Genomic DNA, 15,121 nt, shown 5'->3' with positions numbered 1-15,121 from the left:
GACCTACTAAATATTATGCTATGATGAAAAAAATGCGTTTTTTTATTTTGAGTTTTCTTTTTCTCTCTATAATCAGTCGAGCAGAAGTTAATCATAATAATCTATTGTCCCATAATGATCAGTCCATTTTCTTGAGTGGCATGAACCTCGCGTGGTTAAATTTTGCAAATGACTTGCGTGATTTCAACGAGGAGTTGTTCATTCAACGAATGGATGATTTATCCGAAGCAGGCGGAAATACTGTGCGTTGGTGGTTACACACCAATGGAAGAAATAGTCCGATAATTAACAATGATGGTTTTGTAACCGGTATTGATCCGGTAGAGTTGGACAACCTCGAAAAGGCTTTGGATATTGCCTATGAACGTGGTGTTTTGGTGATGTTGTGTTTATGGTCGTTTGATATGTTACAAAACAATGCAGGTGCTGAAAATCTAACCCGTAATAAAACTCTGCTTGAAAACGAGGACAGAATCAATTCTTATATTCAGAATGCTTTAATACCCATGGTGGAGCGCGTTAAAGCTCATCCTGGCATTATCAGTTGGGAAATATTTAATGAGCCTGAAGGAATGAGTAGTGATATTGACTGGGCTGGATGGACGCCGGAAACAACCACCATGAATCATGTTCAGAGATTTGTTAACCTTACAGCGGGAGCCATACGACGTACAGATCCCAATACCAAAATCTCCAATGGGTCATGGAATATTTTGGTGCTTAGTGATATAGGCAGTTTTTACAACTACTATACCGATGAGCGGCTTATTGCTGCCGGCGGGGACGCTGATGGAACGCTTGATTTTTATATGGTACATTATTATCCTGAGCACTTTGGCACTTCCATGTCCCCGTTTCATAACCCTGCTTCACACTGGGATCTTGATAAACCCATCGTTATTGGAGAATTTTCTGCAATAGGCATTAGTACTCCCAGCGGAGGAGGTAGTTCTTTTACCACTGAAGAGGCATACGCTTATGCCATTGAAAATGGCTATGCTGGAGCTTTAAGCTGGACCATGACTGGACATGACGGACATGGAGATCTCAATGATGCCCGCCAGGCCATGCTCAATCTTCAGAATGATTATCCTGATTTAATAAATGTAATTCCCGATCCTGATTTTCAGTATCCTCCTTTTGTCAAAGAAGCTATTCCTACTTTTTTTAATGGTTATACTAATGAAAGTACCGCTTTTACTGTTGCAGATCTAAACACTGTATTTGGTTCGAGTGTTGAAAATATGGTTTTTACTTTTGAGGTAATTGATAATACCAATGAGGATTTAGTTGAGCCATTTATCGAAAACGATGAATTGAAACTTAATGTATTGGCAAATCAAACTGGTATGGCACAGGTTAGAGTGCGAGTTATAGACAGCAACCAAAAAACTGCAGTAACAACATTTACAGTAGCTATTTACGATCCCGATTCTGAAGACTTGTTACTAAATCGAAGAGCATTTTCATCTACAAATGAAACTGCTGATCGCATAGAAGCATTTGCAATAGATGGAAACCTTAATACACGATGGTCTTCAGCATATAGCGACAATCAATGGATTGCAGTTGAAATGGAGCAGAGTCGCTATATTGAAATGGTAAAGTTACATTGGGAGACTGCTTTTGGATCAAACTATGAAATTCAAGTCTCCTCCGATGGAGAGGAATGGGTAACAGTTTATCACGAAACTTCGGGAAATGGTGGTTGGGATATTATAACATTCGAACAGACTGAAGCACGCTTCATAAGAATGAAAGGAAATGAAAGAGCCACACAATGGGGGTTTTCAATATATGCCTTTCAAGCCTTTACCGAATCAGATGGAACTTATATTGATCCCATCTATTTGCATAGATCCTCTGTAGATATTTCTGCTAACCCTATAGAAAACAATGTGCACATAGATATTATGAATTTTGTCGGTAAAATTAATTATGGAATATATACAATTTCCGGAGTAATGGTGTATCAAGGCCAATTTACCAGTAATAACGATAAATTTTTCAGACAGAATTTGAATCTGTCCTTTTTAAATTCTGGATATTATATTATGGTATTTAATTATGGACAGGAATCAGAAGCATTTAAAATAATAAAGAATTGAGACAACTTGTTTATTGTTATATCATTTCATCAAAAACTTGTATTAATCAGTCAACCTAACTCTAAAATTACGAGTTGTAAGCCTCTTTTTTCATAATTTCGATAAAAGAACATTTTAAATAAGGAAAAAATGTTTTGAAATAACCAGGAAACAGGCAGAGTGAGGGTACGAATCCAAAATATTGATAAGTGCTCAAGGTTGAGTGTGTTTGTAAAAAAGGACTCTAACAATGTTTAATTAAATTTATATAATGAAAACAGAAATCTATTTTATTAAATCCTCAATAACTGGAATTCTATTTTTCCTGTTAATGGTATTTTCCGGTTGTAATGCCGATCAACCTGAACTTTTAACACCGATGGAAGGAGGTGTTGTTCAAACGAATACTCCGATTTTGTCCTGGATGCCTGTTGAATCTGATTCACAAGAAGTTTGGATAAATGGGATTCATATGGCAACACTTGGAAGTGATGTGACTTCTTATGTTCCATTCCCTCTTTCCTTCGGAGTTAACGAATGGAAAATAGTCGCCATAAACGGTTCCGGTAAAGTAGAAAGTCCAACTGGATCTTTTGTCGTAGATGATGAACCACTATTTAAATTGCCAGGTCGCTCACAGCTTTTGCGTCATAATTGGAGGGTTCAGTCAGCGTTGATAACTTCAGACGATGGAGAAACTTTGTCGACCGGTAATGCTCATACGGCGGATTGGTATCAAACCTCCATTCCAGCAACAGCTCTTTCAGTCTTAGTACGCAATGGTGTATATCCCAATCCATATGTTGGAAAGAATAACATGAAAATTCCGGATTCTCATGATGGATATAACCAGGAATACGATTTGATAAAATACAGCCATATATCTGGAGAGAATCCTTGGGCAAAGCCATATTGGTATGTAAATGAATTTGAAATTGATCATCACCTTAGCGGGACTCGTGTGTGGCTCAATTTCGGTGAAATAAACTACAGAGGAGAACTCTGGTTCAATGGACACCAATTGACAGACACCTCAGCAATGGTCGGCATGGAACGGCAATTCAGATATGATATAACCGATTTACTTGAGTCTAAAGGAAAAAACCGATTAGCGGTTGCTATTTATCCTGTTGATCATCCCGGCGAGCCTGGTGTGGAGCCTCTTGAGCCATTTGGAGATCCCGGGGTAAATATGGGAGATGGAATAATCAGTCGTAATTACACCAAATGGGATGCCGTTGGATGGGATTGGCAACCTGCTATACGCGATCGCAACATGGGAATTACCGAGGATGTATTTATTTCATTTACGGATGATGTTGAAATAGAAAATCTTTATATTACATCAGTTCCAAATCTTCCGGAGGCTTCTCATGCCGATATGACCATTTCGTTTGATTTGGTGAACCATTCTGGTTCACCAAAAGAAGGAACAGTAAAGGGTGAGATTTCTCACAATGATAAATCTCATATTTTTGAGATCCCTTTTTCCCTTGGAAGAAATCAGGTAAAGTCAATTTCGTTGAACAGTCACGTTAACGCTGCTCTAAGAATTGAAGAGCCTGCTCTATGGTGGCCTGTAGGTTATGGAGAGCCTGATTTATATCAGGTTTCAGTATCCCTTAAAACAACTGATGATGATCATTTTACAGTGAAAAAACATCACGGAATCAGAACCATTGAAACCTACATCGGATCAAACAGCCGAGTATTTAAAGTCAATGGAAAAGAGATCTACTGCAAGGGAGGTAACTGGGTTATTGATATGATGCTGAACTGGACTACAAGTCGGTATGAACTGGAAATTCTGATGACCAAGAATGCAAATTTGAATATGCTTAGGGTATGGGGGCCTACAGGTGTTCCACCAAAGGCCTTCTATTATGCAGCAGATAAACATGGGATTTTACTTTGGCAGGATTTTCTCAATGATTATTGGGGTACTTTTAGAAATACACCTGGGTATCTGCCCGACGCAGATTTATATGAAACTATTACCTCCGGTATCATCAAGCGTTACCGAAATCATCCCTCCCTGATTATATGGTGCGGTGGCAATGAAGGCGTTAATCCCCGAGAAGATCTTATTGTAAATAAATTACTACCAATGTATGACGGTCAATCTGGGCGTGTTTATCTCACCGAATCAGATGGAGATGGTCTACATGGAGGAGGCCCATACCATACCATTCGCCCTGCAGAGTATTTTAGCCATGAAAGAATGCATGGTTTTAGTAGTGAGATTGGGCCAAGCGGGGTTCCTGTATTAGAGAGTATTATGCGGTTTATGCCGGAAATTGGACAGGTATGGAAACCCGGCTTTTTCCCAATTGATGGCACATGGGCTTATCATGATGCAGCTAATTTTCCCGGCGAAGATTTACGGAAATTTACCGCGTACGATGATATTGTCCGACTAGATTATGGTGGCCCACGTACCAAAGATGAAAATGGAATTCAAGAATATTTTTACATTGCTCAAATGGTTAACTACGATGTTTACCGAGCAGCCATCGAGTCTATAAACAGACAACTTTGGGAAAATTCAACAGGAATGCTACTTTGGAAGTCCAATGCAAGCTGGCCAAGTATGGTATGGCAGTTGTATGACTGGTATTTACAGTCGCATGCTGGGTATTACGGTGCCAAAAAGGCATTCGCTCCTCTTGGCATTCAATTAAACCGGGATAATATGACAATTTCTGTTATAAATTCTCAATACAAAAAAAACAGGGGTACAAATGTTTCGGCCATTTTGTATAATGAAGAAATGGAAGTGATTTGGGGGTACAATGAAGAGATCGGAATCCCCAAAAATGGGGTTAAAACGATAGATACCAGTGTTCCCCTGTTGGATGAACTCAACTTCTTAAAATTGTCTATAACCACAGTTGATGGGAGTGTAATTGCAGATAATTTTTATTGGTTACACAATGAGAATGATTTCACCGGAATGATGAATATAGGGGAGCCTATTTTGGAAGTGACAGCCAACAGGAAGTCAGAGGATAAATTTATTGTTACCGTCGAAAACATTGGAAAAGTTCCATCCATTCTCACACGAATTCAATTGGTAAACCCAGTTTCTAATCACGAAATCCTTCCAGCTTTTTGGTGCGATAATTTTATATCTCTCTTGCCGGGTGAGAAACGAAGTTTAAGCGTGAAATCTATCTCTGAATTATCACAATCATACTCAATATTAATTGATGCTTACAATATGAGTAAGACCATGAAGATTAATCCTTAAATAACTAATAAAAAGGCAATAGCATACCGTATCTCTGATTTCAGGGATACGGTTTTATTTATTAAGCTTATACTCTAAGACTCTGCAAACATGAATCCCTTCCGGTTCAACTTTTACCTGAACCGGAAATATTTCCACACCTTCCTTTTCAGCCAGAATCAGGGTGTTGGAGTATTCCGGATCGATATCGTGGGCAGGGCCAAACAGATTCACATCTGATCGCTGGATGATGTAAACCATGGCCACCCGGAACCCCTCTTTCTTCAATCGTATTAAGGTGTGCAGATGCTTCAGACCCCGCTCGGTTCGTGCATCGGGAAACCGTGCAAACTCACCATCTTTCATGGTCACGTTTTTTACCTCAATGGCACATTTCTCCCGATCGTTTTCAGCCAGAATATCCAAACGACTCTCATCGAATTTCACCTCACGTCTCGCTGAACTGTAGTTGTCCAACCCGGGAATTTCCCTGTTAAGAATGGCGTTATAAGCAATTTTGTTGGGATGTGACGTGTTAATGCCAACCCAGTCGCCATTGATTTTAATCATTTCCCAGGTGAACCGGGTTTTTCGTTTAGGATCGGTTACATGCGATATGTAAACCTCCGCTCCCTCCTCCAGGCAACTTTTCATGGAGCCGCTGTTGGTGCAATGGGCTGTTACAATTTCTCCGGAATCCAGTTTTATATCGGCCAAAAAACGTTTATAACGTTTTATTAAAGTTCCGTGAACCAGTTTTTGTTGAAATATCATTTCCCTATGAGTCTGTTTAGCTTTCCTGAAACCAGTCCTTCCTCATCTATCTCAGTCTCGTTAAACCCAATTTCTGCAAATTGTTTGGTGATGGTGTTGATTTTCTCTTTAAGGATAGATAACTGAAATTCTGGAACCTCTATTTTGGCTTTAGAGCCAAAATAGCGAACTCGTGAATCCATGAAACCATGATTGGCCACAATATCTTCAGCTTTTTCAACCAGCGCCAGTTTGTCCACGGTTATCAATTCACCGTAAGGGAAACGACTACTTAAACAAGGACTTGCAGGTTTATCCCAAACCTGCAAACCAGCTTCACGTGCCAGATTGCGTATATCTTCTTTGGTCATTTCGCACTCAGCCAGTGGGCTATAGGAGTGGTATTTGTCGGCAGCCTTCAAGCCGGGACGATAATCTCCCCAATCGCTTTTGTTATTGCCATTGGCCAAGATGAAATCTGGATAGTTTTTTTCTCTGAACTCACCCATCACGGTGTAAAGGGAACTTTTGCACCAAAAACAACGATCTTCAGGATTTACCCTGTAGTTTGGGTCATCAATCTCGTTGGGATAAATGATGGCGTATTGTATGTCGTGCTGATTACAGAAATCGATGGCAATATCCAAATCACGACGTTTTAAACTTGGTGAATCGCCTATTAATGCAATGGCTTTTTCTTTTGGTAACGCCTGACGTGCAGCCCAGGCAACCAGACAAGAGTCAACTCCCCCCGACAAAGCAGTTAAAACACCATTGTGCTTTGTAAACCAGCTCTTTAATTCAATCAAATGTTGATTCATTTTCTTATTCTTATGTTATAGAGACAAAAGAGTCTTTTTTGCTAAATTACAAAAATCCACTGAGATATCATCCATGGTAGTTTTTAATAGCAAGGTAATTCATTGTATAGTAGCCGTATAAATATTTGTTAATGTGTTGTTATCAACAACAGGTTTTCTTATTTTCGCAAAAAAAAATAATGGATTGCAGACCTAGTTGTGGAGCATGTTGTATTGCTCCTTCTATATCTTCCCCAATTCCCGGAATGCCCAATGGCAAACCGGCTGGTGTGCGTTGCATACATTTAACGGAAGATTACCGTTGTGCTATTTTTGAAAGTCCTGACAGACCTCCTGTTTGCGGTGGATTTAAAGCTGAGTTGCTAATATGTGGCAATTCCAGACTTGAGGCACTTAATATTTTAGCTGAATTGGAGGGTTGTCAGTCAGCGTAAAAGTTTTATATTTGTTACTAAACTCAGCAATGTTTAACAAAATATTTGCATTATGGAAGATGAAATTAAGTTAGTTCTGGAAGATGCCACAGAAAAAATGGATAAAGCCATTGACCATTTAGATCGTGAAATGGCCAAAATACGTGCCGGTAAAGCCAACCCCAAAATGCTTGATGGCCTTATGGTCGATTATTATGGTTCCATGACTCCACTTGCACAGGTTGCAAATGTAAATACCCCCGACCCAAGAACCATCGCTATTCAGCCGTGGGAAAAGGGGATGATTCCCGTCATCGAAAAGGCCATTTTGGCTGCTAATCTCGGTATGAACCCCGATAACAATGGAGACGTTATACGCATAAATGTTCCGCCATTAACCGAAGAGCGAAGAAAGGATCTTGTAAAAATGGTGAAAAAGATTGGGGAAGAGACCCGAATAGGAATCCGTAACGTTCGCCGAGAAGCCATAGACGAGTTTAAAAAACTTCAGAAGGATGGTCTTCCTGAAGATATGGCTAAAGATGCCGAGGAAGAAACTCAGAAACTCACCGATAAGTTCATGAAACGCATCGAAGAGATGCTTGAAAGGAAAGAACAAGATATTATGACTGTATAGAAAAAAGGTCGCTCGATAGAGCGGCCTTTTTTTATGTGTTGAGGTTTCTATTTTTTTCTGATTTTTTTCACAAAACGTAATCAGACGCTAACCTCCTCAATAACAAGATTCTTACCTGCGTTAGAAGTTGTAATTAATGACTTGTTAATATACATCTAAGGGATTTTAACACTCCAGATTAAGGTTCAAATGGAATTGTAAACATATATTTACATTAAAATCGGAAGCCGGCATAAAAACATGGGTCGAAATAATTTGAGATTTATGCGTAATCAAATTAGGTAAGAGATTCCGGAAAATTAATACAGACCAGACCAGTTAATTTTTTCCATGTTTCTATCCGGAGTCGGTTTTGAAGTTTAGTAATACTGTCACACCTGACAAAAAGGGGTTGTCGAATGATCGACAACCCCTTTGAGTTCTTATTATTACTAAAAATAGTTATTACTGTGCTATTATCAGCGAATAACTCTTTTTCCCTTTCTGAACCAAAATGTACTTATCATTCAGCAATGCTGAGGTATCAACAACATCGTCCTGGGTTTCCACTTTTACTTTATTGATGCTGACCCCACCACCCTTTACAGTTCTTCGGGCCTCCCCTTTTGACGGGAAAACGGCAGCTGCATCGGCTATCAAATCCAGAACATTTATGCCGGATTCAAGCAGAGAACGGTTTACTTCAAATACAGGAACTCCGTCAAAAACACTTAATAGTGTTTTTTCGTCCATTTTTTTAAGTGTTTCAGTTGCTCCTTTTCCAAACAGAATTTGTGATGCTTCCACTGCGAACTCATATGCTTCCGCACCATGAACCATGGTGGTTACCTCTTGTGCAAGCCTTTTTTGTAAGGCGCGCGCATGTGGTGCCTGCTGATGCTCTTGTATGAGGGCTTCCACTTCATCACGCGTCAACAACGTGAATATTTTGATGTACTTTTCAGCATCTGTATCCGATGTATTCAGCCAAAACTGGTAAAACTGATAGGGACTGGTTCTTTCCGGATCAAGCCACACATTACCCGACTCGGTTTTTCCAAACTTACCTCCATCGGCTTTGGTAATAAGCGGACAGGTGAGGGCGTAAGCCTCACCTCCTGCCACCCTGCGAATCAGTTCAGTTCCGGTGGTGATGTTACCCCATTGGTCGGAACCTCCCATTTGCAGTTTGCAGCTTTTATCGCGGTAAAGGTGCAGATAATCATACCCTTGTACCAACTGATATGTAAATTCGGTAAATGAGAGACCTTCACGTGAGTCGCCGGTTATTCGTTTTTTAACAGAATCCTTCGACATCATGTAGTTTACCGTGATGTGCTTGCCAATGTCCCGGATAAAGTCTAAAAAGGTGAATTCCTTCATCCAGTCATAATTATTGACCATTTCGGCTTTATTGGGCTCGCTGCTGTTGAAATCCAGAAATTTGCTCAACTGGTTTTTGATGCACTCCTGGTTGTGGCGCAGGGTTTTTTCGTCCAGAAGGTTGCGTTCTGCCGATTTCATGGAAGGATCGCCTATCATACCGGTTGCTCCACCTACCAATACTATGGGACGGTGTCCCGCTACCTGAAAATGCTTCAGCATCATAACGCTTACCAGGTGGCCAATATGCAGGGAGTCTGCAGTTGGGTCAATGCCAACATAGGCAGAAGTCATCTCTTTTTGCAGTTGCTCTTCAGTATTGGGCATGATGTCGTGGATCATGCCTCTCCATTTTAATTCTTCAACAAAATTCATGGTCAATTATTTTTTTGCGCTTTTGCGGCGCAAATATATCAAAAAAAGCCGGTTAAATTTGTCAGCCTAAATACTATCTTTTGCTTTGATTTATTTATCAGCTCATGGAAGCTGGCGGCATAACGGGTAACTCTTCCAGTCTGGGAAGTAAATGATCGACACTGAGATTGATGAGATGCAGAGCGTGTGGAGCTGCCTTTTGCAGATGGCTGTAGAAGAGAGAATTGTCACGATTTTCCACAGTCATATATTTCTCGCTGAGGCCGGTGGCTTCGAACAACAAAATACCGATGCTTATTAAAATGGCTGCTTTTACAACCCCAAAGGCCGCTCCGGTTAGGCGGTTCAGCCAACCCAGTGCAATGGCCGACACCAACTTGTCAATCATTTTTGCAACCAGATGCACCCCAAGTACAGTAGCAGTAAATACCAAAATAAACGCGAGAATGGATACATATCTGGAGGTGATGTAATCAGATAACCAGGTTGCTGTTACTTCTGAGAACATCACTGCAAGGATAATTCCTAAAAAAAGTGCAGCCAACGAAGCCAACTCAATAATGAAACCGTTCTTTAGACCTTTTATTAGAAAGAAAAGGATAATGATTAATGCAATAATATCAAAAATATGCATTTTAAAAAGTTTTCAATTTTCTATTCCGCTTAACAAGATGCGGAATTTCATCGTGTAAATTTACTATTAAATTTTTAGTTTGCCATTATTTAGCTTTTCAGATCTCTTAGTCAACAGAATAAAAGGTTTTATCTTGTTAATTAATGATTTAGTCAAAAAAGAGAATGGGTCAATGTGCTATTTTAGTAATTTGGTTATTGATTTTTGTGACAAACTAATATAAGTTTTAGCCATCCATTAAATCACATTTAATACATTTAAATCAAACAACTATGGAAAATCAACAAGAACCTTTAGCTTACGCACAGGAAAGTCAAAATGTATCGGTTGGAGAATGGGTACTTTCTCTTTTAATTGTAATGATTCCACTTATAGGATTAATTATGCTTTTTGTTTGGGCCTTCGGCGGAAACACCAAAGTTAGCAAAGCCAATTTTGCAAAAGCAGCATTGATATGGTATGCCATCGGTATCGTACTATGGATTCTTATTGCAGGAATTTTTGGAGCTGCATTTTTGTTTGGAAGATAAGTGAAGATATAGAATCAAGATTTACATTAAGCGACAACCGACCATCGGTTGTCGCTTTTTATTTGTAAATGAGGTTGATCTGTAGTTGAAGAAGTATTTTATTAAGGTTATATAAAGCATATTTTATTGTTTTAGACTATTTTTGCCAAAAAAACAGATCATTCTCAGCCTGATTTTGTTGAGATTATTCGAAAAAACGATATTTTAATATGGCAACAACTGCAGATTTTAGAAACGGGATGTGTATTGAGCACAACGGGCAATTATTTTCCATTGTGCAATTTCAGCATGTAAAGCCGGGCAAGGGCCCTGCCTTTGTAAGAACCAAGCTTAAAAACATTTCAACCGGTCGTGTATTGGAAAACACTTTTTCAGCCGGAGTTAAAGTAACCGAAGCTCGCGTGGAGCATCGTCCTCACCAATTTTTGTATAAGGATGATATGGGTTATCATTTTATGAATACTGAGAGCTTTGAGCAAATGACCATTCAGGAGGCGTTGGTAGAATCGCCCGACCTGATGCGTGAAGGTCAGGAGGTAGATCTTGTTTACCATGTGGACTCTGAAACACCTTTAATGGTCAATCTCCCACAATTTATTGTTTACGAAATAACTTATACTGAACCTGGTGTGAGAGGGGATACCTCTTCAACATCATCTTTGAAACAAGCTACGATTGATACCGGAGCAACTGTTATGGTACCACTTTTTATTGAAAATGGAGAAAGAATTAAGGTGGATACCAAAGAGAGATCTTATGTTGAGAGAGCCAAGGAATAAATTCTTTGAATTTATATTTCTTCGATTTAAAATTAATCTATATAGACAAACCGGGTTAGCGTCTACTGCGCTAACCCGGTTTGTCATTTTGACAACCATTCATTTTATAATGAGTGCATTATAGCAAATATTTTAAAGTTTTTTCCGATTAACTAGCGATAACCGAATAGTAACAAGATCTGAATTTATATCAAATTTCCAGACAATATGTTTAAATCAGATGATCTAAGCATGATTTGTTACTTGACTACATATATTTTTTTTGTAAATTTAGTCTGTCGCAGAACGGGAAAAAGAGTTATAATGATTACACATACACGGAAAAGACGCATTAGATTATATAAAGACCGGCTAAACATCCTGTTGGATCTGGCGCAGACCATCAATGAAGACCACAACATTGAAGATTTGTTGTCTGAGTTTGAAATTTTGCTGCGTGAAGAACTGGATGTTGGAAAAATTCTTGTATATACCAACACTGAAGGAGTCTGGTCCAACTTGTTGAATTCAGGAGTTACTCCCGAAGAGGTGGCAGGCATTGATGTGGAAAGAGATTTGACGGTTTTTAAAGGCATAGAAAACATCACACTCTCTCCTCCTGAAAATCTTAAAGGCTTTGATGCCATCATCCCGCTTTTCCACCGGTTTAAGGCGATAGGGTATGTCCTGATTGGGGATGTGGAGGAAGAACAACAAGGTATAAGTCCAACCATCAAACACCTAAAGCTCATTCAGATTATCTCAAATCTGATAATTGTTTTCATTGAAAACAAACGAATGCATGCAGAACTACTTGAGCAGCAAGTAATGAAAAAGGAGCTGGAGCTGGCTTCCCGCATTCAGAATCAGTTGATTCCCGGACCCGCCGATTTACCTCAACACCGGAAGCTGGCAATTCACACTTTATATCATCCTCACTATGGTGTGGGGGGCGATTATTACGATTTTGTGAAACTCTCGCGAAACACCATCGGTTTTTGTGTGGCCGATGTTTCCGGCAAAGGTATTTCAGCAGCGTTGCTGATGTCAAATTTTCAGGCTGTTATCAGGTCTGCTTTTACTTCACGGGTGAAAATGAAAAAACTGATTCACCAATTAAACAAAAGGGTAAACGAAAGTGCCAATAGTGAAAAATTTATTACCATTTTTATTGGGAAATATAATATTCTGACACGACGGCTTAGTTATGTAAATGCCGGACACCTGCCTCCGTTGCTGTTTGAGCCGCAAAAGGGACATCTGATTTCACTCGATAAAGGCTGCATCGGGCTGGGGATGCTGGACACAATTCCGGTGATTGAAACCGGTCGCGTGACCGTTTCAAGAGGATCTAAACTGCTTGCTTTTACTGATGGCTTGGTGGAGTTGGAACGTGGCGATGAGATCACATCTGGGTTGAATGCTGTTGAGAAAATCATCTCAAATTCTCAATCAATTGATACCAATATTGAGGAAATAAGAAAGTTTATATCAAAACATGTGGAGAGGCAATCCATTTTTGATGATATTTCGGTAGTAGGAATGGGATTCTATTAATCCTCTCATGAAACGATCCCTTGACTTTGGGTCTGGTTTTCCATTTTGTCGGGAATGAACTGTTTAATCATATCAACCAGCTCGTTGTAATTAATGGGTTTGGAGATATACTCGTTACATCCGGCTTTCAGCGCTTCGGCTTTTTCTCCCCTCATTGTATAAGCTGTTTGAGCTATAACAGGTACCGTTTTGTTGAATTTTCGTATCTCTCGAACAGCAGTATACCCATCCATAACAGGCATTTTTATATCCATCAATACCAGATCTATCTGGTTCACTTTTTGAAGGATGTCAACAGCTTCTCTCCCATCTCTTGCCCAAATCAGAGACGCATTAAAGAGCGACAGAGCCACTTCCAGATAACGGAAATTATCCTCCTCATCCTCTGCTACCAAAAAGGTTTTTCCTTCCCAGTTTATGCTGTCTGAAAGCCAGGGTTTTACCTGGTTTTGCAATGGAACTAACACCTTCTGGAAAGGGATGGTGAAATAGAAGGTTGTTCCAACAGCCGATCTGGAATCCACACGAATGTCTCCACCCATATATCTGACCAAATGTCGGGCAATGGTGAGCCCAATACCGGTTCCTCCGTAAAGTTTTTCACTGTTGTTGCTGCATTTGTAAAAACGATTAAAAATAAGCTCTTCAGTTCCTTCAGGCAGACCTATGCCGGTATCTTTAACGTAGAATTCCAATTGATGATGATTTTTTACCACATAGCCAAATTCCACATATCCTTTGTGCGTAAACTTAATAGCGTTACCTATTAAGTTGGCCAGAACTTTTTTCAACCGGATTCCATCCGTTAATATCTGGAGATTTTCATCTGCCAAGCCCTTCTTCAGGTAAAGCTTTACATTGGTAATTCCACGTCTGAAGATCTCTTCTTCAAAAATGTTGTTGGTCTCATCAAGTAGTTGGTGCAGTTGACAAGGGCTGTTGTGTAATTCAAACTGGCCACTTTCCATCTTCGAAATATCAATGATATCTTCAACCAATGACATCAGGTTGTTGGCATTTATTCGAATGAGATTTACAAATTCTTTCTTCTCCTGATCGCTGACCCCCTTATGTGATAAAAGGTTCGAGAATCCGAGAATGGCATTCATCGGAGTTCGGATTTCATGACTCATATTGGATAAGAAGGCCGTTTTCAGTTTATCGGACTCTTCGGCTTTCTGCCGGGCCAAAACCAGATCATCCTGCTCTTTTTCCAGAATGCGCTGATACCTGCGTTCTTTTTTTATGCTGAACATTAATCCATTAATCAGAGAAATTAACGGTGCCAGAGTAATGGTATTCAGCACCATGAAACTTATTGCCAGATTTATATAGGTGTGAAGTGATATGTCAGGAAAATTGGTCAGTTGGAATCTTCCTGAATACCAATAAAAGCCTACCGCTGTCAACACAATTGAGTGTAAAATCATATATCTGATGGCCGTAATCGTTCCCGACATGGTAACAGCCATGATGGAACAGGCAAAAAGGAAAATCATCCCAATATTGGTGTGGGGGCCAAGGAAAAGGAGGAATGTCCCGGTAATAAATAGCATCAGCTGCACCCAACCTGATCTGATTTTAAGTGGAATGCCCGGAAGGCTGACCATCAAAAGTGAAGAGATAAAAATAAAAGTGCTGAAAGCAAGCAAATGGTAATCCTGAGAAAAGAGAAAATATAAACCGTAGTACAGATATACAGTTACCCCAAAAAACACTATCGCCAGAGAAAAGTAGTGAAAAATCCGTTGTCTCCAATATTGGATGCCTTCACCGGGAAGTGACGACGGCCCCAAATGCCTGTTAATCAAAGCATGTAAATGACGAATGTAGGTTTTTGTTGTTTTAGACATAGGTTTTGTCTCTTCTCCTCAATCATATTTCATGGCTAAATATAAATATTTATGCTTTAGTTTGTTTGGGATTTAGAAAAAAGTTGTTAACAATTTTTGGGAAACTGGATTA

General features: G+C 39.6%; 12 protein-coding genes. 7 read left to right on the top strand and 5 right to left on the bottom strand.

Features of this window, described 5'->3' with window-relative positions:
• The first annotated feature begins 20 nt into the window (after window positions 1-20).
• Window positions 21-2,108: a discoidin domain-containing protein gene (locus tag EV194_RS09060; protein WP_132433717.1), complete on the top strand. Its 2,088-nt coding sequence runs from the start codon at window positions 21-23 to the stop codon at window positions 2,106-2,108.
• A 250-nt stretch (window positions 2,109-2,358) separates the two neighbouring features.
• Entirely contained in the window at window positions 2,359-5,337 is a 2,979-nt protein-coding gene (locus EV194_RS09055; protein WP_132433716.1) for a glycoside hydrolase family 2 protein, read from the top strand.
• 54 nt (window positions 5,338-5,391) lie between these two features.
• On the opposite strand, the gene sfsA is transcribed toward EV194_RS09055, so the two are convergent.
• Window positions 5,392-6,090 carry a DNA/RNA nuclease SfsA gene (sfsA, locus tag EV194_RS09050; RefSeq protein ID WP_132433715.1) on the bottom strand — a complete coding sequence of 233 codons (699 nt, stop codon included), beginning with the start codon at window positions 6,088-6,090 and terminating at the stop codon, window positions 5,392-5,394.
• Complete coding sequence (gene larE / locus EV194_RS09045; protein WP_132433714.1) at window positions 6,087-6,890, bottom strand: ATP-dependent sacrificial sulfur transferase LarE; 804 nt, start codon at window positions 6,888-6,890, stop codon at window positions 6,087-6,089. The genes sfsA and larE overlap by 4 nt, the downstream gene beginning before the upstream one ends.
• Window positions 6,891-7,069: 179 nt before the next feature.
• On the opposite strand from larE, the gene EV194_RS09040 reads away from it, so the two are divergent.
• Together EV194_RS09040 and frr are read left to right on the top strand one after the other, a co-directional pair.
• Complete coding sequence (locus EV194_RS09040; protein ID WP_132433713.1) at window positions 7,070-7,324, top strand: YkgJ family cysteine cluster protein; 255 nt, start codon at window positions 7,070-7,072, stop codon at window positions 7,322-7,324.
• 52 nt (window positions 7,325-7,376) lie between these two features.
• Entirely contained in the window at window positions 7,377-7,940 is a 564-nt protein-coding gene (gene frr / locus EV194_RS09035; RefSeq protein WP_132433712.1) for a ribosome recycling factor, read from the top strand.
• 444 nt (window positions 7,941-8,384) lie between these two features.
• Here frr and tyrS read toward each other — a convergent pair whose 3' ends face one another.
• Both tyrS and EV194_RS09025 read right to left on the bottom strand, forming a co-directional pair.
• On the bottom strand, window positions 8,385-9,677 hold the full coding sequence (tyrS, locus tag EV194_RS09030) for a tyrosine--tRNA ligase (RefSeq protein WP_132433711.1): 1,293 nt from the start codon (window positions 9,675-9,677) through the stop codon (window positions 8,385-8,387).
• A gap of 97 nt (window positions 9,678-9,774) precedes the next feature.
• Entirely contained in the window at window positions 9,775-10,311 is a 537-nt protein-coding gene (locus tag EV194_RS09025; RefSeq protein WP_132433710.1) for a CvpA family protein, read from the bottom strand.
• Window positions 10,312-10,583: 272 nt separating this feature from the next.
• Between EV194_RS09025 and EV194_RS09020 the strand changes: the two genes are divergently transcribed.
• The 3 genes from EV194_RS09020 to EV194_RS09010 all read left to right on the top strand — a co-directional run bounded on the left by EV194_RS09020 (window position 10,584) and on the right by EV194_RS09010 (window position 13,156).
• Window positions 10,584-10,841, top strand: coding sequence for a hypothetical protein (locus EV194_RS09020; protein WP_132433709.1), 258 nt, complete (start codon window positions 10,584-10,586; stop codon window positions 10,839-10,841).
• Between the two features lie 209 nt (window positions 10,842-11,050).
• A complete protein-coding gene (gene efp / locus EV194_RS09015; protein ID WP_079558949.1) occupies window positions 11,051-11,620 on the top strand; it encodes an elongation factor P in 570 nt (189 codons plus the stop codon).
• 303 nt (window positions 11,621-11,923) lie between these two features.
• Complete coding sequence (locus tag EV194_RS09010; protein ID WP_132433708.1) at window positions 11,924-13,156, top strand: PP2C family protein-serine/threonine phosphatase; 1,233 nt, start codon at window positions 11,924-11,926, stop codon at window positions 13,154-13,156.
• 5 nt (window positions 13,157-13,161) lie between these two features.
• Here the strand turns inward: EV194_RS09010 and EV194_RS09005 are convergent, their stop codons facing one another.
• Window positions 13,162-15,009: an ATP-binding protein gene (locus EV194_RS09005; RefSeq protein ID WP_132433707.1), complete on the bottom strand. Its 1,848-nt coding sequence runs from the start codon at window positions 15,007-15,009 to the stop codon at window positions 13,162-13,164.
• Window positions 15,010-15,121: the final 112 nt, after the last annotated feature.

The sequence above is a fragment of the Natronoflexus pectinivorans genome (assembly GCF_004345615.1).
Taxonomy (GTDB): domain Bacteria; phylum Bacteroidota; class Bacteroidia; order Bacteroidales; family Marinilabiliaceae; genus Natronoflexus; species Natronoflexus pectinivorans.
The sequence above is the reverse complement of the archived record's forward strand: the minus strand, read 5'-3'. Positions and strand labels throughout refer to the sequence as shown.